Annotated in this window: 16 protein-coding genes; 7 read left to right on the top strand and 9 right to left on the bottom strand. The window is 60.3% G+C overall.

From position 1 onward, the window contains the following. Nucleotides 1-9: 9 nt before the first annotated feature. The 3 genes from AB7783_RS00580 to AB7783_RS00570 form a co-directional block, all read right to left on the bottom strand. Nucleotides 10-1,197, bottom strand: a complete 1,188-nt coding sequence (locus tag AB7783_RS00580) for an acetyl-CoA C-acyltransferase (RefSeq protein ID WP_089261588.1) — start codon at nt 1,195-1,197, stop codon at nt 10-12. Next, nucleotides 1,194-2,897: a dicarboxylate--CoA ligase PimA gene (gene pimA / locus AB7783_RS00575; protein WP_441276491.1), complete on the bottom strand. Its 1,704-nt coding sequence runs from the start codon at nt 2,895-2,897 to the stop codon at nt 1,194-1,196. The genes AB7783_RS00580 and pimA overlap by 4 nt, the downstream gene beginning before the upstream one ends. Nucleotides 2,898-3,063: 166 nt before the next feature. Further along, a complete protein-coding gene (locus AB7783_RS00570) occupies nt 3,064-5,148 on the bottom strand; it encodes a 3-hydroxyacyl-CoA dehydrogenase NAD-binding domain-containing protein (RefSeq protein WP_441276490.1) in 2,085 nt (694 codons plus the stop codon). 161 nt (nt 5,149-5,309) lie between these two features. On the opposite strand from AB7783_RS00570, the gene AB7783_RS00565 reads away from it, so the two are divergent. From AB7783_RS00565 to AB7783_RS00535, 7 genes are all read left to right on the top strand, one after another. Continuing rightward, nucleotides 5,310-6,176: an IclR family transcriptional regulator gene (locus AB7783_RS00565; protein ID WP_120288678.1), complete on the top strand. Its 867-nt coding sequence runs from the start codon at nt 5,310-5,312 to the stop codon at nt 6,174-6,176. 63 nt (nt 6,177-6,239) lie between these two features. Then, nucleotides 6,240-7,052 (top strand): ABC transporter ATP-binding protein, encoded by an 813-nt coding sequence (locus AB7783_RS00560; protein WP_093759246.1) that lies wholly within the window; start codon nt 6,240-6,242, stop codon nt 7,050-7,052. Beyond that, nucleotides 7,049-7,762: an ABC transporter ATP-binding protein gene (locus AB7783_RS00555; protein ID WP_439067372.1), complete on the top strand. Its 714-nt coding sequence runs from the start codon at nt 7,049-7,051 to the stop codon at nt 7,760-7,762. The genes AB7783_RS00560 and AB7783_RS00555 overlap by 4 nt, the downstream gene beginning before the upstream one ends. 10 nt (nt 7,763-7,772) lie before the next feature. Further along, nucleotides 7,773-8,651, top strand: a complete 879-nt coding sequence (locus tag AB7783_RS00550) for a branched-chain amino acid ABC transporter permease (protein ID WP_089261600.1) — start codon at nt 7,773-7,775, stop codon at nt 8,649-8,651. Nucleotides 8,652-8,653: 2 nt separating this feature from the next. Continuing rightward, the gene (locus tag AB7783_RS00545) at nt 8,654-9,682 is read left to right on the top strand and encodes a branched-chain amino acid ABC transporter permease (RefSeq protein WP_093759247.1); all 1,029 of its coding nucleotides are present in this window, start codon (nt 8,654-8,656) and stop codon (nt 9,680-9,682) included. 6 nt (nt 9,683-9,688) lie between these two features. Continuing rightward, nucleotides 9,689-10,918 carry an ABC transporter substrate-binding protein gene (locus tag AB7783_RS00540; RefSeq protein ID WP_441276489.1) on the top strand — a complete coding sequence of 410 codons (1,230 nt, stop codon included), beginning with the start codon at nt 9,689-9,691 and terminating at the stop codon, nt 10,916-10,918. 315 nt (nt 10,919-11,233) lie between these two features. Continuing rightward, nucleotides 11,234-12,439, top strand: a complete 1,206-nt coding sequence (locus AB7783_RS00535) for an ABC transporter substrate-binding protein (RefSeq protein WP_231081190.1) — start codon at nt 11,234-11,236, stop codon at nt 12,437-12,439. A 59-nt stretch (nt 12,440-12,498) separates the two neighbouring features. On the opposite strand, the gene AB7783_RS00530 is transcribed toward AB7783_RS00535, so the two are convergent. From AB7783_RS00530 to AB7783_RS00505, 6 genes are all read right to left on the bottom strand, one after another. Beyond that, entirely contained in the window at nt 12,499-12,867 is a 369-nt protein-coding gene (locus tag AB7783_RS00530) for a hypothetical protein (RefSeq protein WP_441276488.1), read from the bottom strand. A 239-nt stretch (nt 12,868-13,106) separates the two neighbouring features. Next, nucleotides 13,107-13,424, bottom strand: coding sequence for a hypothetical protein (locus AB7783_RS00525; protein WP_441276487.1), 318 nt, complete (start codon nt 13,422-13,424; stop codon nt 13,107-13,109). A 619-nt stretch (nt 13,425-14,043) separates the two neighbouring features. Next, a complete protein-coding gene (locus AB7783_RS00520; protein ID WP_120288674.1) occupies nt 14,044-15,042 on the bottom strand; it encodes a M23 family metallopeptidase in 999 nt (332 codons plus the stop codon). A 37-nt stretch (nt 15,043-15,079) separates the two neighbouring features. Continuing rightward, the gene (locus tag AB7783_RS00515) at nt 15,080-16,225 is read right to left on the bottom strand and encodes a helix-turn-helix transcriptional regulator (RefSeq protein WP_441276486.1); all 1,146 of its coding nucleotides are present in this window, start codon (nt 16,223-16,225) and stop codon (nt 15,080-15,082) included. 45 nt (nt 16,226-16,270) lie between these two features. After that, complete coding sequence (locus AB7783_RS00510) at nt 16,271-17,617, bottom strand: HlyD family type I secretion periplasmic adaptor subunit (protein ID WP_231077868.1); 1,347 nt, start codon at nt 17,615-17,617, stop codon at nt 16,271-16,273. 11 nt (nt 17,618-17,628) lie between these two features. After that, nucleotides 17,629-19,299 (bottom strand): type I secretion system permease/ATPase, encoded by a 1,671-nt coding sequence (locus AB7783_RS00505; RefSeq protein WP_199712027.1) that lies wholly within the window; start codon nt 19,297-19,299, stop codon nt 17,629-17,631. Nucleotides 19,300-19,397 lie beyond the last annotated feature (98 nt).

Raw genomic sequence — 19,397 nt, 5'->3', positions numbered from 1 at the left:
GATGTGTAATTACTGAACGATTTCGAGCAGGCCGGCGGAGCCCATGCCGCCGCCGACGCACATGGTGACCACGGCATATTTCGCCTTGCGGCGACGGCCTTCGATCAGTGCGTGACCAGCGAGACGTGCGCCCGACATGCCATAGGGATGGCCGACCGAAATCGCGCCGCCATTGACGTTGAGCTTCTCCGGATCGATGCCGAGCTTGTCGCGGCAATACAGAACCTGCACGGCAAAAGCTTCATTGAGTTCCCAGAGATCGATGTCCTCGATCTTGAGGCCATGACGCTTCAAAAGACGTGGCACGGCGAACACCGGACCGATGCCCATCTCGTCCGGCTCACAGCCGGCAGAGACGAAGCCGCGGAAGATGCCAAGCGGCTTGAGGCCCTTTTGTGCGGCGAGCTTGTCGCTCATGATCACGGTGGCGCTGGCGCCGTCCGAGAGCTGCGAGGCATTGCCGGCGGTGATGGTGAAGCCATCGCCGCGCACAGCCTTCAGGCCGGCGAGGCCTTCCGCAGTGGTCTCCGGACGCGGGCCTTCATCCTTGGACAGCGTGATGTCCTTGAACGAGACTTCGCCGGTCGCCTTGTCGACGACGCCCATCCTGGTCGCGATTGGCGCCAGTTCGTCGTTGAACTTGCCGCCCTGCTGCGCGGCCGCCGTGCGGCGCTGGCTCTCCAGCGAATATTCGTCCTGGCGTTCGCGCGAGATGTTGTAGCGCTTGGCCACCGTCTCGGCAGTGTCGAGCATCGGCATATAGACGTCGCCCTTGATCTTCATCAGTTCGGGATCGACGGTGTGGAACTTGTTGGCATGCTCGTTCTGCACCAGCGAGATCGACTCGCCGCCGCCGCCAACCGCGATCTCGACGCCGTCGAAGATCACCGAACGCGCAGCCAGTGCAATCGCCTGCAGGCCCGAAGCGCACTGACGATCGATGGTGGTGCCGCCAACCGTGACCGGCAGGCCGGCGCGGAGCAGCGCCTTGCGTGCGATGTTGCCGCCGGTCGCGCCCTGCTGCAGGGCTGCGCCCATCACCACATCTTCGACTTCCTTGGGATCGATGCCGGCGCGCTTGACGGCATGCTCGATCGCATGGCCGAGCAGCGTCGCGCCCTCGGTGGCATTGAGGGCGCCGCGAAAGGCCTTGCCGATCGGCGTACGGGCGGTGGAAACGATAACGGCTTCGGTCATGGGCGGGGTCCTCCAGAGGCGGTTTGTTGTTGCGAGGTTGTTTCTTGGTTCATGATGGGCGTGGGTTGCAACCCGCGCAAGGCGTGGCGCGAGAGTTTTCCGACCGCGGTGCGCGGCAAGTCGTCGACGAAGTCCAAAGCTGCCGGCAGTTCATGCTTGCCGAGCTTGCCGGTGAGAAACGCGCGCAGCTCGTCGATGGTGAACGGCGCTGCGCCATTGCGCAGCCTGATAAAGGCCTTGGCCGCCTCGCCGCGATACTGATCGACGACGCCGATCACGATCACTTCCTGTACGGAGGGGTGTTCGTAAATCGCCTGCTCGATCATCTGCGGATAGACGTTGAAACCGCCGGAGATGATCATGTCCTTCTTGCGATCGACCAGATAGAAGAATCCGTCTTCATCCATGTAGCCGATATCGCCGGTGAGGAAGCGATCGCCGACGAATGACTCGGCACTCTCCTGCGCGCGGTTCCAGTAGCCTTTGGTGACGTTCGGCCCCTTGATGCGAATTTCGCCGGTCTCGTTGACACCGAGCACCCTGGTCGGATCATCGAGCGACACAACGTCAATGTCGATCCCCGGCAGCATCAGGCCGATCGAGCCCGGCTTGTCGAGGCCGCCGGGCGGATGGCTGGTGCCGGGCGAGCAGGTTTCGGTCATGCCCCAGCCGCTCTTCAGCGACAGGCCAGTCTTGCGCTCGAACAGACGCGCCACTTCATCGGGCAACGGCGCGCCGCCTGAAGCAGCCGACACCAGCGACGACAGATCGCGCGTTTCCAGCGACGGATCGGCCGCGATGGCGATCCACATGGTGGGCACGCCGGGAAATACGGTGGCCTTCTTCTTCTCGATATCGTCGAGCACGCGGCTGACATCGAAACGCTGATGCAGCGAAATGGTGTCGCCGAGGCTGATGCGGGCGAGCAGGATCACGGTCAGTGCATAGATATGAAACAGCGGCAGCACGCAGATGACGCGCTCGATCCGATTGCGCCCGGCGCGTGCCGGCGCGCCCCATAGATTGTAGATCGAGACGGCCGAGGTGAGATTGCCGTGGCTCAGCATCGCGCCTTTCGGCAGGCCGGTGGTGCCGCCGGTATATTGCAGCAATGCGACGTCATCGGCAGAAATCTCGGGCCACTGCGCCGGCGGCGTGGCGCCCGCGGTGAAAATGCGGAAAGTGACAATCGCGGGATTTTCCGGCAGCGGCAGCTGCGGATTGTTCACAGCGCCCCAGTCGTCGTCCTCGCAGACGATCAGCCTGTCGAGCAGGCCCTTGTCGAGAAACTTCAGCGCCATCGGCAGCAACGCGGCAAGGTTGCTCGTCACGAGCACGCGTGCGCCGGAATCCTTGAGCTTGTGCGACAGCGCGATCTCGCCATCGAGCGGCGACAGATGCACGAGCCGCGCGCCGGCCTTGAGACCGCCGAAGAAATGGACCGGATGATCGGGCGTATTGCCGAGGAAGATACCGATGGAGGAGCCCTTGCCATAGCCGGCGCGCATCAGCGCGGCAGCTACGATATCGACACGCGCCTGCAGATCGTTGAACGAGATCGGCTGATCCCGAAATTCGATGGCGGTGCGGTCGCCATGTTTTGCAACGGAGTCGGCAAGCAGACCCGGCAGCGACCCACGCGCAATCGGGGCGTCCCATGTGACGCCCGGTGGGTAGTGCTGTTCGCCGGGATGGGTCATGGCGTGGCCTGCTTACATAAGGAGCGCACGGCGCCAATGTTCCCTCCCCCCTTGCGGGGGAGGGTCAGGGAGGGGGGTAAGCCACAAGTGACGTCGCCCGGGGACCCCCGCCCCCGGCCCCTCCCCGCAAGGGGGAGGGGAGCACATCGTGCTCGCGTCACCACAACTAGCCCTTCGCCAGCGAAGCAAACGTCTTGCCTTCATCGGCCAGCTTCTTCAGCAGCGCGGCCGGCTCCAGCGACGGATCGTTGGTCTGCTTGGCGTAGAACTGCAGGCGCTCGACGATCTGCTTGAGGCCGACCTGATCGGCGTAGAACATCGGGCCGCCGCGATAGATCGGCCAGCCATAGCCATAGAGCCAGATCACATCGATATCGCTCGGACGCGAGGCGACCTTCTCTTCGAGGATGCGGGCACCCTCGTTGATCATCGGATACATCATGCGTTCCAGGATTTCCTGGTCGCTGACGGCGCGACGGGTCAGGCCCAGGCTCCGGCAGGTGTCGTCGATGAGCTTCTCGACGTCCGGATCCGGCACCGGCGCGCGGGAGCCGGCTTCATACTTGTAATAGCCCTTGCCGGTCTTCTGACCGAAGCGGCCGGCTTCGCAGAGCGCATCGGCGATCGGCGAGGTGATGCCGCGATCCTTGCGCGAGCGCCAGCCGATATCGAGGCCAGCGAGATCGCCCATGGCGAACGGGCCCATCGGCATGCCGAACTTGGTGACGACGGCATCGACCTGCTGCGGCAGCGCGCCTTCGAACAGCAACTTCTCGGACTGCTTGGAGCGGGCCGCGAGCATGCGGTTGCCGACGAAGCCGTCGGAGACGCCGACCACGGCCGGCACCTTGGCGATCTTGCGGGCGACAGCGACAGCGGTGACGAGCGCATCCGGCGCGGTCTTGTCGGCGCGGACGATTTCGCACAGCTTCATGACGTTGGCTGGCGAGAAGAAGTGCATGCCGAGCACGTCCTGCGGACGCTTGGTGACAGCTGCGATCTCGTCGATGTTCAGATACGAGGTGTTACTGGCGAGGATGGCGCCCGGCTTGGCATAGGCATCCAGCGCGGTGAACACTTCCTTCTTGATCGCCATGGTTTCGAACACGGCCTCGATCACCAGATCGACATCCTTGACGTTCTCAAGGCCAACGACGCCGTTGATCAGCGCCATGCGCTTGGCCGGCGCATCGGCAGGAATGCCGCCGCGCGCTGCAGTCGCCTCGTAATTCTTCTGCATGATACCGAGACCACGCTTGAGCTGCTCCTCGCCGGTCTCGATCAGCGTGACGGGAATACCGGCATTGGCGAAGGACATCGCAATACCGCCGCCCATGGTGCCGGCGCCGATGATGGCGACGCGCTCGACCGGACGGGGCTTGACGCCTTCCGGCACGTTCTGGACCTTGGCGGCTTCGCGCTCGGAGAAGAAGGCATAACGCTGCGCCTTCGACTGGTCGTCGGCGACCAGCTTGAGGAACATCTCGCGCTCCTTCTTGAGCGCCTCGTCGAACGGCACATCGAGCGTCCAGCTGACGGCTTCGGCGCAGGCCAGCGGCGCATTCATGCCGCGGTTCTTCTTGTTGGCGGCTGCGGCGGCGTTGGTGAAGATGGTGCGATCGGCGCGAGCGGCGGCGAGCTTGGAATCGTCGTTACGCAGCAGGCGCAGCGGACGCTTTTCGGTGATCACCTTGCGCGCGAAGGCTTCTGCGCCCGAGGCCGGACCTTCGACGATCTCTTCGATCAGACCGTTCTTCAAGGCTTCAGCAGCGCTGATCGGATCGCCGGTGACGACCATCTTGACGCCGAGTTCAGGACCGACTGCGCGCGGCAGGCGCTGCGTTCCGCCGGCACCCGGCAGGAGGCCGAGCTTCACTTCGGGCAGACCAAGCTTGGCTTCTTTTGTCGCCACGCGGAAATGACAGCCGAGCGTGAGCTCGAGGCCGCCGCCGAGCGCGGTGCCATGGATTGCGGCGATTACCGGTTTGGAACAATTCTCGATTTCCGCAATGACTTCGCTCAATCCGGGCGACTGCGGCGGCTTGCCGAATTCGGTGATGTCGGCGCCGGCAACGAAGGTACGGCCTGCGCATGCGATGACGATCGCCTTCACGGCAGGATCGGCAGCGGCCGTTTTGACGTTCTCAAAAATGCCGCGGCGAACCGCCGCACTCAGCGCATTTACAGGGGGAGAGTTGATCGTGACGATGGCGACTTCATCATGACGTTCAAGCTTTACGACATCGCTCACGGCATTCTCCTTGGCTACGTTTACCGGTCTGATTTTCTTAGTTTCGCACTGCGAAATTTAATTCCACATCTTGACACGGAGGGTTATTTTGAAGAGCGTCCCTTGTCAACGAGGGCCGTGGTGCAATCGTATGAAACTGACAAAACCAAATTTTGGGAAGCATGAAACGTCCAGCGAAGAATGTGGCGACAGATCGCAATTTCGTCGTCGCATTGGCTCGCGGCCTGGATGTCTTGCGTGCATTTCGCCCCAATGACGGGCTTCTCGGCAATCAGGAGATTGCCGCCCGCACCAAATTGCCGAAGCCAACCATCTCGCGATTGACTTACACACTCACGAAGTTGGGCTACCTTACACCTGTGCCACGCTTCGAGAAGTATCAACTCGCGCCAGCAGCCATGGCCCTGGGGTATGCTGCACTTGCGAACTTAGGCGTTAAGCATCTCTCGGAATCATTTCGCGACGAATTGATGCGGCAGACCGGCGGCGCCTGCGCAGTCGGCGCGCGCGATCGATTGAGCATGATCTATTTCGGGCAGAGCCGCTCCAGTCTCACTGTCGGCGTTCAACTCGACGTCGGCTCGCGCATCCCCATTGCAACCACGGCGATGGGCCGCGCCTATTTCTGGGCGTTGCCGCCGGAAGAACGTGCCCAATTATTGCGCGAATTTCGCGAACATTACGGACATCGCTGGTCGAAGATGCGCGACGGGCTTGAGCGCGCAGGCGAAATGGTCGCGCGCCACGGCTTCGTCATCTCGGCTGGCGAGTGGCAGGACGATGTGCACGCTGCCGGTGTCGCAATGACATTGAATGACGGCACCGGTCCTTATGCCTTTAATTGCGGCGCGCCCGCGTTCCGTTTCACGGAAGAGCGCTTGCTCAACGATATTGGACCTCGGCTATTGGCGATGGTAAGAAACATCGAAGCGGCGCTCGGGGGAACAGCTGCACCACAATCCAAAAAACTCGACAGCAAAAAAATCAAATCAGGAGGGAAAGTTGCACGCATTGTTGAAGGGCTCTGACAGCCTTCATCGTCGTGACCTGCGCAAGACTTCGCCGCAACCGACGATCGAGGGACGCCGCACATGACACAGGCACAACTCGCAGAGCGCGCGCCCGTCGCATCGACGGCGCCGCTGCTTTCAGTTCGCGACGTCAGCGTTGTGTTCGGTGGCATCATCGCGTTGAACGGCGTCTCGTTCGACATGCAGAAGGGTCACATCCTCGGCCTCATCGGACCGAACGGCGCCGGCAAGACCACGCTGTTCAATTGCCTCAGCCGGCTCTACCAGCCGAGCAAGGGCGATATCCTGATGGACGGCCAGACGATCCTGAATCGTCCGGCCCACAAGATTTCCGAGATCGGCATCGGCCGCACCTTCCAGAATGTTGCGCTGTTTCCGAACCTGACCGTGCGTGACAATGTCCGCGTCGGCAAACATGCGCGCACCAACAGCGACATCATCAGCGATTCGCTGAAGCTGCCATGGGTTCGGAGTGGAGAAGCTGCGATCAACAAGGACGTCAACGACATCCTTGATTATCTCGATCTGCACAGCGTTGCCGATACGATCGTCAGCGGTCTTCCGTTCGGCACGCAGAAGCGCGTCGAACTCGCGCGTGCGCTCGCCGCCGAACCGAAGATCCTGCTGCTCGACGAGCCCGCAGGCGGTCTCAACCATGAGGAAGTCTACATTCTTGGCGACCTGATCCGCCGCATCCGCGACGATCGCGGCGTGACGGTGCTCCTGGTCGAGCATCACATGGGTCTCGTGATGTCGATCGCCGACCATGTCGTCGCATTGAATTTCGGCAAGAAGCTCGCTGAAGGCACACCTGCTGCCGTCCAGAAAGACCCTGCTGTGATCAAGGCCTATCTGGGAGACAAAGACTCATGACCGCGATGCTTCACGTAAAAGACCTGCGTGCGTATTACGGCCAGGTCCAGGCACTGCACGGCCTCGAATTCGAACTGCAGGAAGGCAGCCTCACCACCCTGCTCGGCGCCAACGGTGCCGGCAAGACCACCACGCTGCGCTCGATCTGCAACATGATCCGCTCCACAGGCTCGATCGAGTTCGAGGGCAAGAAGCTCGACAACAAGTCGACCGAAAGCATCGTGCGGCTGGGCATTGCCCATGTTCCACAGGGCCGCGGCACTTTCACCACCATGACGGTGGAAGAGAACCTGCAGCTCGGCGCCATCAGCCGCAAGGACACCAAGGCGATCGATGACGACATCGAGCGCATGTATGCCCACTTCCCGGTGCTCAAGCAGCGCCACACCCAGCAGGCCGGCACGCTGTCCGGCGGTGAACAGCAGATGCTCGCGGTCGCCCGCGCGCTGATGCTGCGTCCTCGCCTGATGCTGCTGGACGAGCCGTCCTTCGGCCTTGCGCCCCTGATCGTGCGGGATCTGTTCAAGATCCTTGGCAAGATCAACCGCGAGGACAAGGTCAGCATTCTTGTCGTCGAACAGAACGCGCAGCTCGCGCTCGAGCTCGCCGACAAGGCCTATGTCATCGAAACAGGACGCATCGTGATGTCCGGCACCGCCGACGAGATCGCGAACAACGAAGACGTCCGTAAATCGTATCTGGGATATTGAGGGGGCGGCCATGGAACTCTTTACCAACCAAGTCCTGGCTGGCATCGCCACCGGCGCGATCTACGCCTGTATGGCGCTCGCCGTGGTCATGATCTACCAGGCGATCGACCACCTGAACTTCGCCCAGGGCGAAATGGCGATGTTCTCGACCTTCGTCGCCTGGCAGATGATGCAGTGGGGCATACCCTATTGGGGCGCATTCGCGCTGACGCTGATTTTCTCCTTTGTCGGCGGCATCGTCATCGAGCGGGCTTTGTTCAAGCCCCTCGCCAAGGCGCCGGTGCTGACCCACGTCGCCGGTTTCATCGCGCTGTTCGCCATCATCAACAGCGTCGCGGGCCTGACCTGGGACTTCACCATCAAGCAGTTTCCCTCGCCGTTCGGCTCGTCGCCCTTCCTGGGCAGCCAGCTGATCTCGACGCATCAGGCCGGCATGATCGGCGTGACGATCATCCTGCTCGTCCTGCTGTTCATCTTCTTCCGCTACACCCGCGTGGGCCTTGCGATGCGGGCAGCGGCGTCGATGCCTGAATCGGCGCGGCTGGTCGGCATCAACACGTCATGGATGATTGCACTCGGCTGGGGCATGGCGGCCGCGATCGGTTCGATCGCCGGCATGCTGATTGCCCCCGTCGTGTTCCTCGAGCCCAACATGATGGGCGGCGTGCTGATCTACGGATTTGCCGCGGCCGTCGTCGGCGGGCTCACGAGCCCACTGGGTGCTGTCATTGGCGGGTTCCTTGTCGGCGTCTTCGAGAACCTCGTCGGCACCTATATCCCGGGTGTCGGCAATGAGCTGAAACTGCCCATCGCCCTGGCGCTGATCATCACCGTGCTGGTCGTCAAACCCAATGGCCTGTTCGGCCGTGCCATCGTGAAGCGAGTTTGATCATGAGCACCGTTCAAGACGTCTCCGCCGCTCCCGCGGTCGCTGCCGTTCCCAAAAAGGCAATGGCGCTCGGCCCGCTGGCATCGCTGATCATCCTGGCGCTGCTCATCGTCACACCACTGTTCGTGAAGAACTTCATCATCTTCCAGATGACGATGTGGCTGATCTACGCCATCGCGGTTCTCGCACTGAACATCCTGACCGGCGCCAGCGGCCAGTTCTCGCTCGGCCAGAGCGCGTTCTACGCCCTCGGCGCCTATACGTCGGCAATCCTCATGGAACATGTCGGCGTCAACTACGCGCTGACGCTTCCTGTGGCTGGCCTGGTCTGCTTCATCGCCGGCTTCCTGTTCGGCCTGCCGGCGCTTCGGCTCTCCGGCATCTACCTCGCGCTGGCGACCTTCGCCCTCGCGGTGGCGATGCCGCAGCTCCTGAAGCTCGGCGTGTTCGAACACTGGACCGGCGGCGTGCAGGGCCTTGTCGTCACCAAGCCTGATGCACCGGAAATCCTGGCCTCGCTGGGTCTGAAAGTGTCGCAGGACATGTGGCTGTACTTCTTCACCCTCGCGGTCACGATCCTGATCTACATCCTCTCGGTCAACCTGCTGAAGTCGCGGTCGGGCCGAGCCATGATGGCGATCCGTGACAACGAAATCGCCGCCTCGGCGATGGGCGTGGACGTCTCGCTCTACAAGACGCTGGCTTTCGGCGTCAGCGCCGGCATCACCGGCGTTGCTGGCGGTCTCGGTGCCATCGCCGTGCAGTTCGTCGCGCCGGATGGCTACACCATCCAGCTCGCTATTGCGCTGTTCCTGGGCATGGTCGTCGGCGGCGTCGGCTGGCTTCCCGGCTCGCTCGCCGGTGCGGCATTCATCGTCTTCGTTCCGAATATTGCGGAACACGTCTCGAAGGGTCTGTCTGGCGCCGTGTTCGGCGTCATCCTGATCATCATCATCTTCCTGCTCCCGAATGGGGCCAGGCAACTCGCCTATTTGGCACAGGGCTTGATAGGCAAACTACGTAAACACTGAGGACCTATGAACTGCAGAAACTTTCTGCGCACCGCCGCGCTTTCGAGCGCGGCGTTTGCGTTTCTCGCCTTCTCAACTTCCGCGAATGCCCAGAAGAAATACGATACCGGGGCGAGCGATACCGAGATCAAGATCGGCAACATCATTCCCTATAGCGGCCCGGCTTCGGCCTACGGCATCATCGGGAAGATGGAAGAAGCCTACTTCAAGATGATCAACGATCAGGGCGGCATCAACGGCCGCAAGATCACCTTCGTCAGCTATGACGATGCCTACAGCCCGGCCAAGGCCGTGGAACAGACCCGCAAGCTGGTCGAATCCGACGAAGTTCTGTTCGTGTTCGGTCCGCTCGGCACGCCGTCGAACACCGCGATCCTGAAATACCTGAACGCCAAGAAGATCCCGCAGCTGTTCGTCGCCACCGGCGCGACCAAGTTCGGCGAATACAAGACCGCGCCATGGACGATGGGCTGGCAGCCGGCCTATCAGAGCGAAGGCCGCATCTTCGCGCAATACGCGATCACCGAGAAGCCGAACGGCAAGATCGCCGTGTTCTACCAGAACGACGACCTCGGCAAGGACATGCTGAAGGGCCTCAAGGACGGTCTCGGCGAGAAGGCCTCGATGATCGTGGCTGAAGACAGCTATGAAGTGTCCGAGCCGACCATCGACTCGCACATCGTCAAGATGAAGGCCTCGGGCGCCGACATCTTCGTCTCGATCTCGACGCCGAAATTCGCCGCGCAGGCGATCAAGAAGGTGGCCGAAATCGGCTGGAAGCCGATGTTCTTCCAGAGCAATGTCGGCTCCTCGGTCGGCGCAGTGATGCGTCCGGCGGGTATCGACAACGCGCAGGGCGTGCTGTCGCTGGCCTATGCCAAGGATGCCATCGACCCGCAGTGGAAGGACGATGAGGGCATGAAGAAGTATCTCGACTTCCTCGCAAAATACGCCCCCTTCGCCAATCCGGCCGAAAGCTCGGCTGCTTATGGATACGGCCAGGCACAGACCGTGGTTCAAGTTCTGAAGCAGGCCGGCGACGATCTGACCCGCGCCAATATCATGAAACAGGCCGCCAGCCTGAAGGACTTCGCACCCGACACGCTGCTGCCGGGCGTCAAGATCAACACCTCGGCGACCGACTTCTACCCGATCGAGCAGCTGCGCATGATGCGCTTCACCGGCGAGAAGTGGGACGTGTTCGGCCCGCCGATCGACAGCAAGCTCGGCGGGTAAACTCAACCGTCATTCCGGGATGCCCGAAAGGCGACGAAGTCGACTGAAGGGTAGACCCGGAATCTCGACATGAGTGATGAACAATACGAGGTTCCGGGTTCGCACGCGCGAAGGCGCGCGTACGCCCCGGAACGACAGCGATAATGCCCAATAAAACAGCCCCTTACGACGAAAGTCGTGAGGGGCTTTTTCTTGCTAGTTGCAGCGGAAAAGTATTCAATCCGACGCGCCGCAGCATTCAACAAAAACAAGAATACGCGCGGTTTTATCCAGAGATCAGGGAGATCAGAAATGCCTTCGTTCAGCTCGCGTGCAATGACGTTCACGGTTGCCGCAGCCCTCAGTGCGGCCCTTGGCGGTACTGCCTTCGCCCAGAAAAAATACGACACCGGCGCCAGCGATACCGAGATCAAGATCGGCAACATCATGCCCTATAGCGGGCCCGCATCCGCCTATGGCGTGATCGGCAAGATGGAAGAAGCCTATTTCAAGATGATCAACGATCAGGGTGGCATCAACGGCCGCAAGATCAATTACATCACCTATGACGACGGCTACTCGCCGCCGAAGGCCGTTGAGCAGGCCCGCAAGCTCGTCGAGTCGGACGAAGTATTGTTCATCGCCAGCTCGCTCGGCACCCCGTCGAATTCCGCGATTCAGAAATACATGAATGCCAAGAAAGTGCCACAGCTGTTCGTGGCCACCGGCGCCACCAAGTTCGGCGACTACAAGGACTTCCCCTGGACCATGGGCTGGCAGCCTGCCTATCAGAGCGAGTCCAGGATCTATGCGGCCTATCTGCTGAGGGAAAAGCCCGACGCCAAGATCGCGGTCATGTACCAGAACGACGATTTCGGCAAAGACATGCTGAAGGGTCTGAAGGATGGTCTCGGCGCCAAGGCGGCATCGATGATTGTCGCCGAGGAAAGCTATGAAGTGTCGGAGCCGACCATCGAGTCCCACATCGTCAAGCTGAAGTCGACCAATGCCGACACCTTCGTCAGCTTCACCACGCCGAAATTCGCTGCGCAGGCGATCAAGAAAGTGGCGGAGCTCAGCTGGAAACCAACCTTCATCCAGAGCAATGTCGGCTCCTCGGTCGGCGGCGTGATGAAGCCGGCGGGTTATGAGATCGCCCAGGGCATCCTGTCGGCGAACTACGCCAAGGACGGCGCCGATTCCAGCTGGGACAATGACGAGGGCATGAAGAAATTCTACGCCTTCCTCGCCAAATATGCGCCCACCATGGACAGGAGCGACGGCTCGGTCGTCTATGGCTATGGCCAGGCGCAGACCATCGTTCAGGTGCTCAAGCAGGCCGGTGACAACCTGACCCGCGCGAATATCATGAAGGAAGCGGCCAACCTCAAGGAATTCGCGCCCGACACATTGCTGCCCGGCGTGACCATCTCGACCTCGGCCACCGACTTCTACCCGATCGAGCAGCTGCAGATGCAGCGCTTCAAGGGCGAGAAGTGGGAGCTGTTCGGCCCGATCATCGCGGGCAAGATCGACGGCTGATGTTCTGATCTCTCCCCGCCGATCGAAGCCAAGCTTCGCCAGGCGGGGAGAGATCGAGATCAGTAATAATCCCGGAACGCATCCGCGAGACTGTCGGGCTGCCAGTCGATCTGGTCCGACGCGATCGGATCGTCCGATAGCAGCGCACTCGCCTGCGTCTTGTAATCCGGCGCTACGTAATCCGCCTGCGGCAGGCCACGGCGCAGGATATCCTGATAGTTGAGATAGTTGTCGCGATTGCCGACGAAGGTGCACATGCATTTGGCGGGGTCGGCATAGAGATAGCGCGGCCCGTTCGGCGTATTGTGGACGACGAAGCGATAGGCCGGCAATTTGCTTAAGGCCGCCTTCCCTGCGGCATCGTTGGCGAAGCGCGCCTTGAAGCCGGCGGACTCCATGTCGAAGCCGACCTTCTGCAGCACGGGCACGCTCGGCAATTCCGCGCCACCAGCAGCGTGATATCGAGCAGCGCCAGCACCGCGATGACAGCGAGCGCGATGCCGCGCGGGCGCAAGGCAGGAAGCGTCGTGATCGTCAGTGCGCGCATGTCGCAAAACCCCGGCTATGAGCGCGCATCGCCGCGCTCTGTTGCGGGCGACACTAACGGACCCCGCAAGCGGTGTCACGGTAGCGCCGCCGCAGCGCGCGATGCCGGTTAACAAATCCATCACGCCGCCTCGCTGGCGACGAGCGCCTCCAGGACGCGCCAATACATTTCGTCCAGCATCGCTTGCTGTTGCTCTGCATTCAAAACGCGCCGTCGTTGAAACAGCAGACAGATCGGCCGACTGCCTGTGCAATGGTGCGCACGACGACAGGCCTTGATGACGCAAGTGCGATAGGTGCGAAGGATGTTCGCATTGCCGCGCTCGATCTCCTCGATGCAGGCGGCGACGATCATATCCGACAGCCGCTTGGCCGCCAGGTCGCTCTTGTCCCTGGCGCGCTGCGCGAGATGCCAGGCGTCGTGTTGCGAGATGATCATGTGAACTCCCGTTGTGACGATGATGACTGGATATGAGTGACTTGGGTGACGGCCACGCGCCGTCCTTGCCCGCGCCTGAGCGCGTGCGTGGCAGTCCCGGGGGTCTCCCTCAAGAATGAGGGAGATGAAGCGCCGAAAGGCGCGACTTGGGTACAGTGCCGCAGCGTAGTGTCCGGATCGCCGGACAGCAGAGGCCGCGGAAACGCCTTTCGACGCTCCATCGTGGCGATTTCTGTCCCCGGGACCGTTCTTCCGGGCAAAGGCGCAGAGCTCCGCACTCCGCTGATCCCGACGGTTTCCCGCCGTTCACCAATGCCACGTCCAGCCAGCATGAGTGGCAGACCCCCGTAGTGGGGCCGGACGGTGACCCAAGGCCTCCCGAGTGCGTGAGGGAACGTCTCCCTCCCGCCCGCAGGCGCCACATCCCGCCCCGCGCTAACAAGCGTCCCTGGCAACGCCCCTCAAAGTGGGACGGGATGCAATGGAATATAATCTCCTCGAAAACAGCGTCAAGGATTATTTTCAGAAATCTTCGGAGGCACCCGCCAGAGAGCCCACCTCCTGAGAGAGCGACGCAGGTGTACAGATGAATGTCGAGGCGTGATAGAAAACGGACCCGCTAACGCAGATCATGACGAAATACCTGGTTCAACATCGGCGCGCCGTTACGCCCGACGATATATGTCGCGGAATATACTCCGCCTGGCCAAGGTTCGGTGGACCGCTTTTTTCCGATGAAGAGAAGCGTCTGGGCCTGATTTTGCGCAACTGCAACTGGACCCTTCTCGGCGATGATCCTGCCGTCGGGATCGCGCAGCGTCAGTGACTGTTCGTCGCCCGTCTTCAAGCCAATTGTCCGAACATAAACGACAAGGGCTTCAGATTTCGTAGTTGGCTTGCGCTGAGAGACAGCGTCAACCTCGATCATATCGTTCGTGACTGCTTCGGTAGCGAATCCGAAGTTCAAGACTGCGCGCGGTGAATAGGCCAGACGAACCCGAGCATCGTCCGTCCATTCACTTTCAGTATGACTGCCGCAAGCGCCAGGCATCAAGCCTGCTCCAAAGGGATCGATGACCTTCCCTTCTCGCCGCACAATAAAGTGTAGATGCGGATACTCAGTTAGCCCCGACATGCCGACGGCACCGAGAACTTGGCCGGCGCGGACTGTATCTCCAGCTCTTACCAAGATGCTGTCTTTGGCCATATGGCAGTACTGGGTTTCGCGATCTCCGGAATGTCTGACAACAACGCCATTGCCGCATTCATTTCCTTTGGCTGCATCGCGCCTGTCGCCTTTCACAGGGCTGTCCGCAAGGCCATCGCGAGTTCGCAGCACCGTGCCCTCGGCGGCTACGACGACGTGAACCGGCTTCTGCTGTCCGCCATGTGACGTTAATCGAAAATCGACGCCGTTATGGCCGTCATAGGTCAATGTCCCGCACATGTAGTCCTTGGCCGAGGGACTATCGTCGATGTCTACGTAATTCTGGATGAAACACGTGCGACCAATGTCGCACGATAACGGTATGATCAAATCTCCAGCAGTCGCCGCGTGCGATATTCCTATAACGAGGGGCAGCGCTAACAATATCCCAATCTGTTGCCGATGCGCCATCTGATCACGTCTGGATGCCCGCGGGAACTCCACGATTTTACATGGATGAAGATGTGGTGATGTAGGGTGCCCCGGGCTGTCGCAACTTGAACGGTGAGAATGTTCGACTATGCAGAACGAAAAATTCCGATTGGCGATTGATTCCAACTTTCAGCATGACGCGTTTGATGTAAGTCCGTACGGTTTCTTCCGTGAAACCAAGTTCCAATCCGATGGCGCGTGGACAGCGCCCGCGGAGAATACAGCGAACAATCCGCGCCTCCACCCAACTCAAGCCAAACGCGAGAGCAATGCGCTGGGCACCGGCCTCCTCATTGAATTGAGGAACGTAGATGAGAGCAAGATTGGGATCGGTATTTCCAGGGATTGAACCGATCACAGCAAACAAAAATCGCTGCTCCTCTTGCGAGATGAGCACGGTCGATCCGACGTTCTTTTGGTTTGGATCCGAAATGATAGCGGCTCGAACAGCGTCCCTGAGCTGGGTGGTGATGAGGGGGGTCGATCCCGAGAGCGTACCACCGTCGAGAGTGATGACACCTTCGCCGACAAGTCGCCGAAACCCGCTGTTCATGCTCCGAACGATCAGATTTTCGTCAATGGTCAGGGCGGGTGACTCAATGTCATCCAGCCACATTTGATGAAACTGCAGTGTGGTCTTTGTCAGATCAGCGACCGCATCCCATAGGAGCTCGATCGCGCGCCTAGCGGTAGCGAATTCTGCGTCAGGAATCTGCACCTGCCACCATCCCGCAATAAAGATGGCAGTATCCCCAGAGACCGTACATACACGTCCAATGACCGAGTGGTGCCCGTAGACCGGGCGCGTTCCGATCAGCCGGCGTGCAAATCCGTTTGGCGACGTAGACGACTGATATATGAAATTGCCGTCTCCGTTGAAAGTCTCCGAGATGGATCTCGCCAACGCATCCGATGCGGGACTGGGCGCGGGTAATCCAACTGAAGTCTGATCGAGTAGATCTCCTTCTGGAGACAAGAACGCAGCGTAGCAGCGTTTGCATTCGAGCAGTCGGGCTAAGGATCGCGCAAACCACAGGTTTTGTGGCGCACTGGAATTGCGGCTGGGGCGGGGCAATGGATTCGCCGGAGTAGCTCGAAGTCTGAAGGCCAGTGAGCCGATGGTGTCAGAGCGGTCGTTTTCCTGTTGGTATCCTTGCTGCATAAATGCCTCCCAAAGAATTTGTGTGTTCAATATTCCGCCAAGGCGTCAACTCTCCCGGAAGGCACGGTGGACGCGTAGGCGCAGCGGCTGAATTAAGTACTCCGCAAATGTTCTTATGCCTGTTTCAACAAAGACTTCGACCGGAAGGCCGGGCTTCAAAGTCGTGAGATGAGGTTCGACCTCCGGTGATCGCTGCAAATCAATTTCTGCCATGTAGGATGTGACGCCGCTCTTCGTGTCAGTGAACGCATCCGCCGCGACAGCAGTCACCTGGCCTTCCAGCATGGGTCGGCGGCGAATGTTGAGGGCAATGATGCGGATACGAGCGTTCTGCCCCGCCATGACTTCCTCGCGATCCTGCGGCCGCAGCGATGCCTCGATGACGAGGCGATCCTCGATGGGCACGATCTCCATGAGTGTCTCTCGAGGCGCTAACACAGTGTTCAATTCCCTGCTGTTGAGGCGAACAACCCGTCCCGACTCCGGTGCGCGTAAATCAGTCCGCGCCAGTTGTTCACGCAATGCGCCAATCCGATGTCTGAGATCGCCGATCGATTCTCGCGTTGCGTGACTCTGTTTTGCGATATCCTGACTTTGGTTGAGACCCAGCTGTTTTCCACGATCGACGAGTTCTGCGATTTTCCCGCGTGTTTCTGCTTGCTGGGTCAGATTGCGCGTGAGTTGGGCCTGCATGTCCGCTTCCGCCCTCTTCAACGCAAGTACGCGTGGCTTTCGTGCGAGCCCTTTTTCCAATAGCGATGCTGTATCTCGTATTTCTTCCTGAAGAAACTGAAGTTGCTCTTGCAGGCTTGTCCTGCTGTTTTCGAGGCCATGGGCCGTTTCCATGAGTTGTCGGGTCTGCTGATCGATCAATTTCCGCTCGCCGGTCAATGCACTTGATCGCGTCGCGAACTCCGTCTCCTGGGTCTGAATTGCCGTCTTTGCTTCGGGGCGAGGAGAATTCCGTAATTCGTCAGGAAATGAAATAGCGGTGGACTGCATTTGTTCAGCGAGTAACCGTGCATCCAGCGAGAGATCAGCAAACAATTTTGTCTCTAATACGCCAAGGCTTCCCTCAACCTGGGTCGTATCGAGTTTTGCAACGATCTGACCGGCCTCGACTTGCTCGTTCTCGCGGACATAAATGGTCTTCAATATCCCACCGTCGAAATGTTGCACCGCCTTCCGCTTGGATTGGACCTTTATGATACCGGGAGCGATGACGGCGCTGCGCAGCGGGACGAATGTAGCCCAAAGGCCGAATCCGCCGAATTGAATCGCTAAAAGGAAGGCTCCCCATTTTATGAGTCGTCGGGCATCGGACCTGGGTTTCTCCAGGATTTCGTGGCTGCTCGTTGCACCGAGTAAAAGTTCGTGGACGTGAGTTGTCACAATTCCTGCTCCTAGCCAGATAGCAGTTGCGGGCGGTCGGGCTGACGCGGACCCCGGCGTAAAGGGAGCCCCGCTGTGTTGCTGGGTAGAACTTCCGAAACGGGACCGAAGGCGACCTGCGTGCCGTCGCGGAGCAGCAATACGTGATCCGCAATCGTCAGGAGGCGTGGCCGGTGGGTCACGATCAGGAAGGTTGCGCCCTGCGATCGTGCGCTCAATATCGCAGTGCACAGCGCTGCCTCCCCATCCGGATCGAGATTTGCGTTGGGCTCGTCGAGCAGTATCAGTTTACGGTTGCCGAAGAAGGCTCGTGCCAAGCCGATGCGCTGTCGCTGGCCACCAGAGAGGCGATGACCGTCCCGACCGATCTGCGTTTGATACCCGGCCGGCAGTGCCAGAATCATCTGATGCGCGCCAGCCAGAGTTGCCGCCATGACGATATCTTCGTCGCGCGGACTCTCCTCAAATCCCGAGATCGCTTCAGCAACGGTACCGGCGAGCAATTCGACATCCTGAGGAAGATAGCCGATGTAGCTTCCGAGCTGATCGGGGTGCCAGCTCTCCAGCAACGCGTTGTCGAGCCGGATTTCACCGACGCTGGGCTTCTCCAAGGCGGCCGCCATCCGCAAGAGAGTGGACTTGCCCGCGCCGGTCGGACCAACGACCACGACGATCTCGCTGGGCCTGCATCGGAAGGCAATACCTCTCAGGATCGAACGTCTCGCCTGCGGAATGGTGAAGCCGACACCATTGAGTTCCAGTAAGCCATTTGGGGCAGTGAGGCGGGTCCGATGAGGTTGCTTCAACACCCATGTCGCCGCGGCGCTGACGCGTTTCCATGCCTCCTGCGCCGCGGTCACCCCGCGCCAGGCAGAGATAAGGCTCTCCATCGGTTGCAGGGTTCGGCTGACCATGATCGAGCTCGCGATCAGGCTGCCGGCGAGTACCTCGTTTTGCAGTACAAGCCAGGCACCACATCCGATAGATAGTACTTGCAGGGTAGACCTCACCATGCGTGCCGCCGATGCGATCGCGGCGACCCGTTCACTGGCGCGAACGACAGGAGATAACGCCTCATCATTGGCGCGCATGAAGGCGCGGATGGCGCCTCCAGTCCAGCCCATGGCCCTGATGAAGTTGCCGTGTCGTACGATGCCATCCATTAGCATCTGACAACGTGCGGCTGCACCGCTCGCTTCATTGACCTCCGCCCGGGCAATACAGCTACTCACATATCCCATGATCGACAGAACGACCGCGCCAGTCAGCGCAATAGCACCGTAGTAGGGATGGATGAGAAAGAGGATAAGTATGAAGACGGGAAGAAACGGGGCATCGACCAACGTAATGACAGCGCCGCCTGAAAAGAAGTTCCGTAGCTCCCGAACTTTCACCAGATCATGCGTCGAGCCTTCGCGGCGTCGCGCCGGATCGGCAATGGTTGCCTCCAGGATTAGCGGTGCGATGCGCTGTTCGAAGGTGACGGCGAACCGGCTGAGCAATCGAAATCGAATGACGTCGAAGAAGGCGCTGAAGATCAACGCCGCAATTCCGAGGGAGGTCAGGCCGATGAGAGTCTCGATGCTTCCGCTGCTGATGACCCGGTCGAAGACCTCGATGGAGTAGAAGGGTAACACAAGCAGAAGGATGTTGGCCGACACGCTGAAGACGACGACCCACACGAGCGTGGTTCGCCCTGGAACGGCGCTGACAACAGATTCTGCTCGGGCCGATTGAGCCAGACGCATAGTGACTGCCTAATTGCGCAAAATGCGTAGGG

Origin of the sequence: Tardiphaga sp. 172_B4_N1_3, from assembly GCF_052076035.1 — a bacterium.
Taxonomy (GTDB): Bacteria; Pseudomonadota; Alphaproteobacteria; order Rhizobiales; family Xanthobacteraceae; genus Tardiphaga; species Tardiphaga robiniae.
Note: the sequence above shows the minus strand (reverse complement) of the source record. Positions and strands in the feature narration are given on the sequence as shown.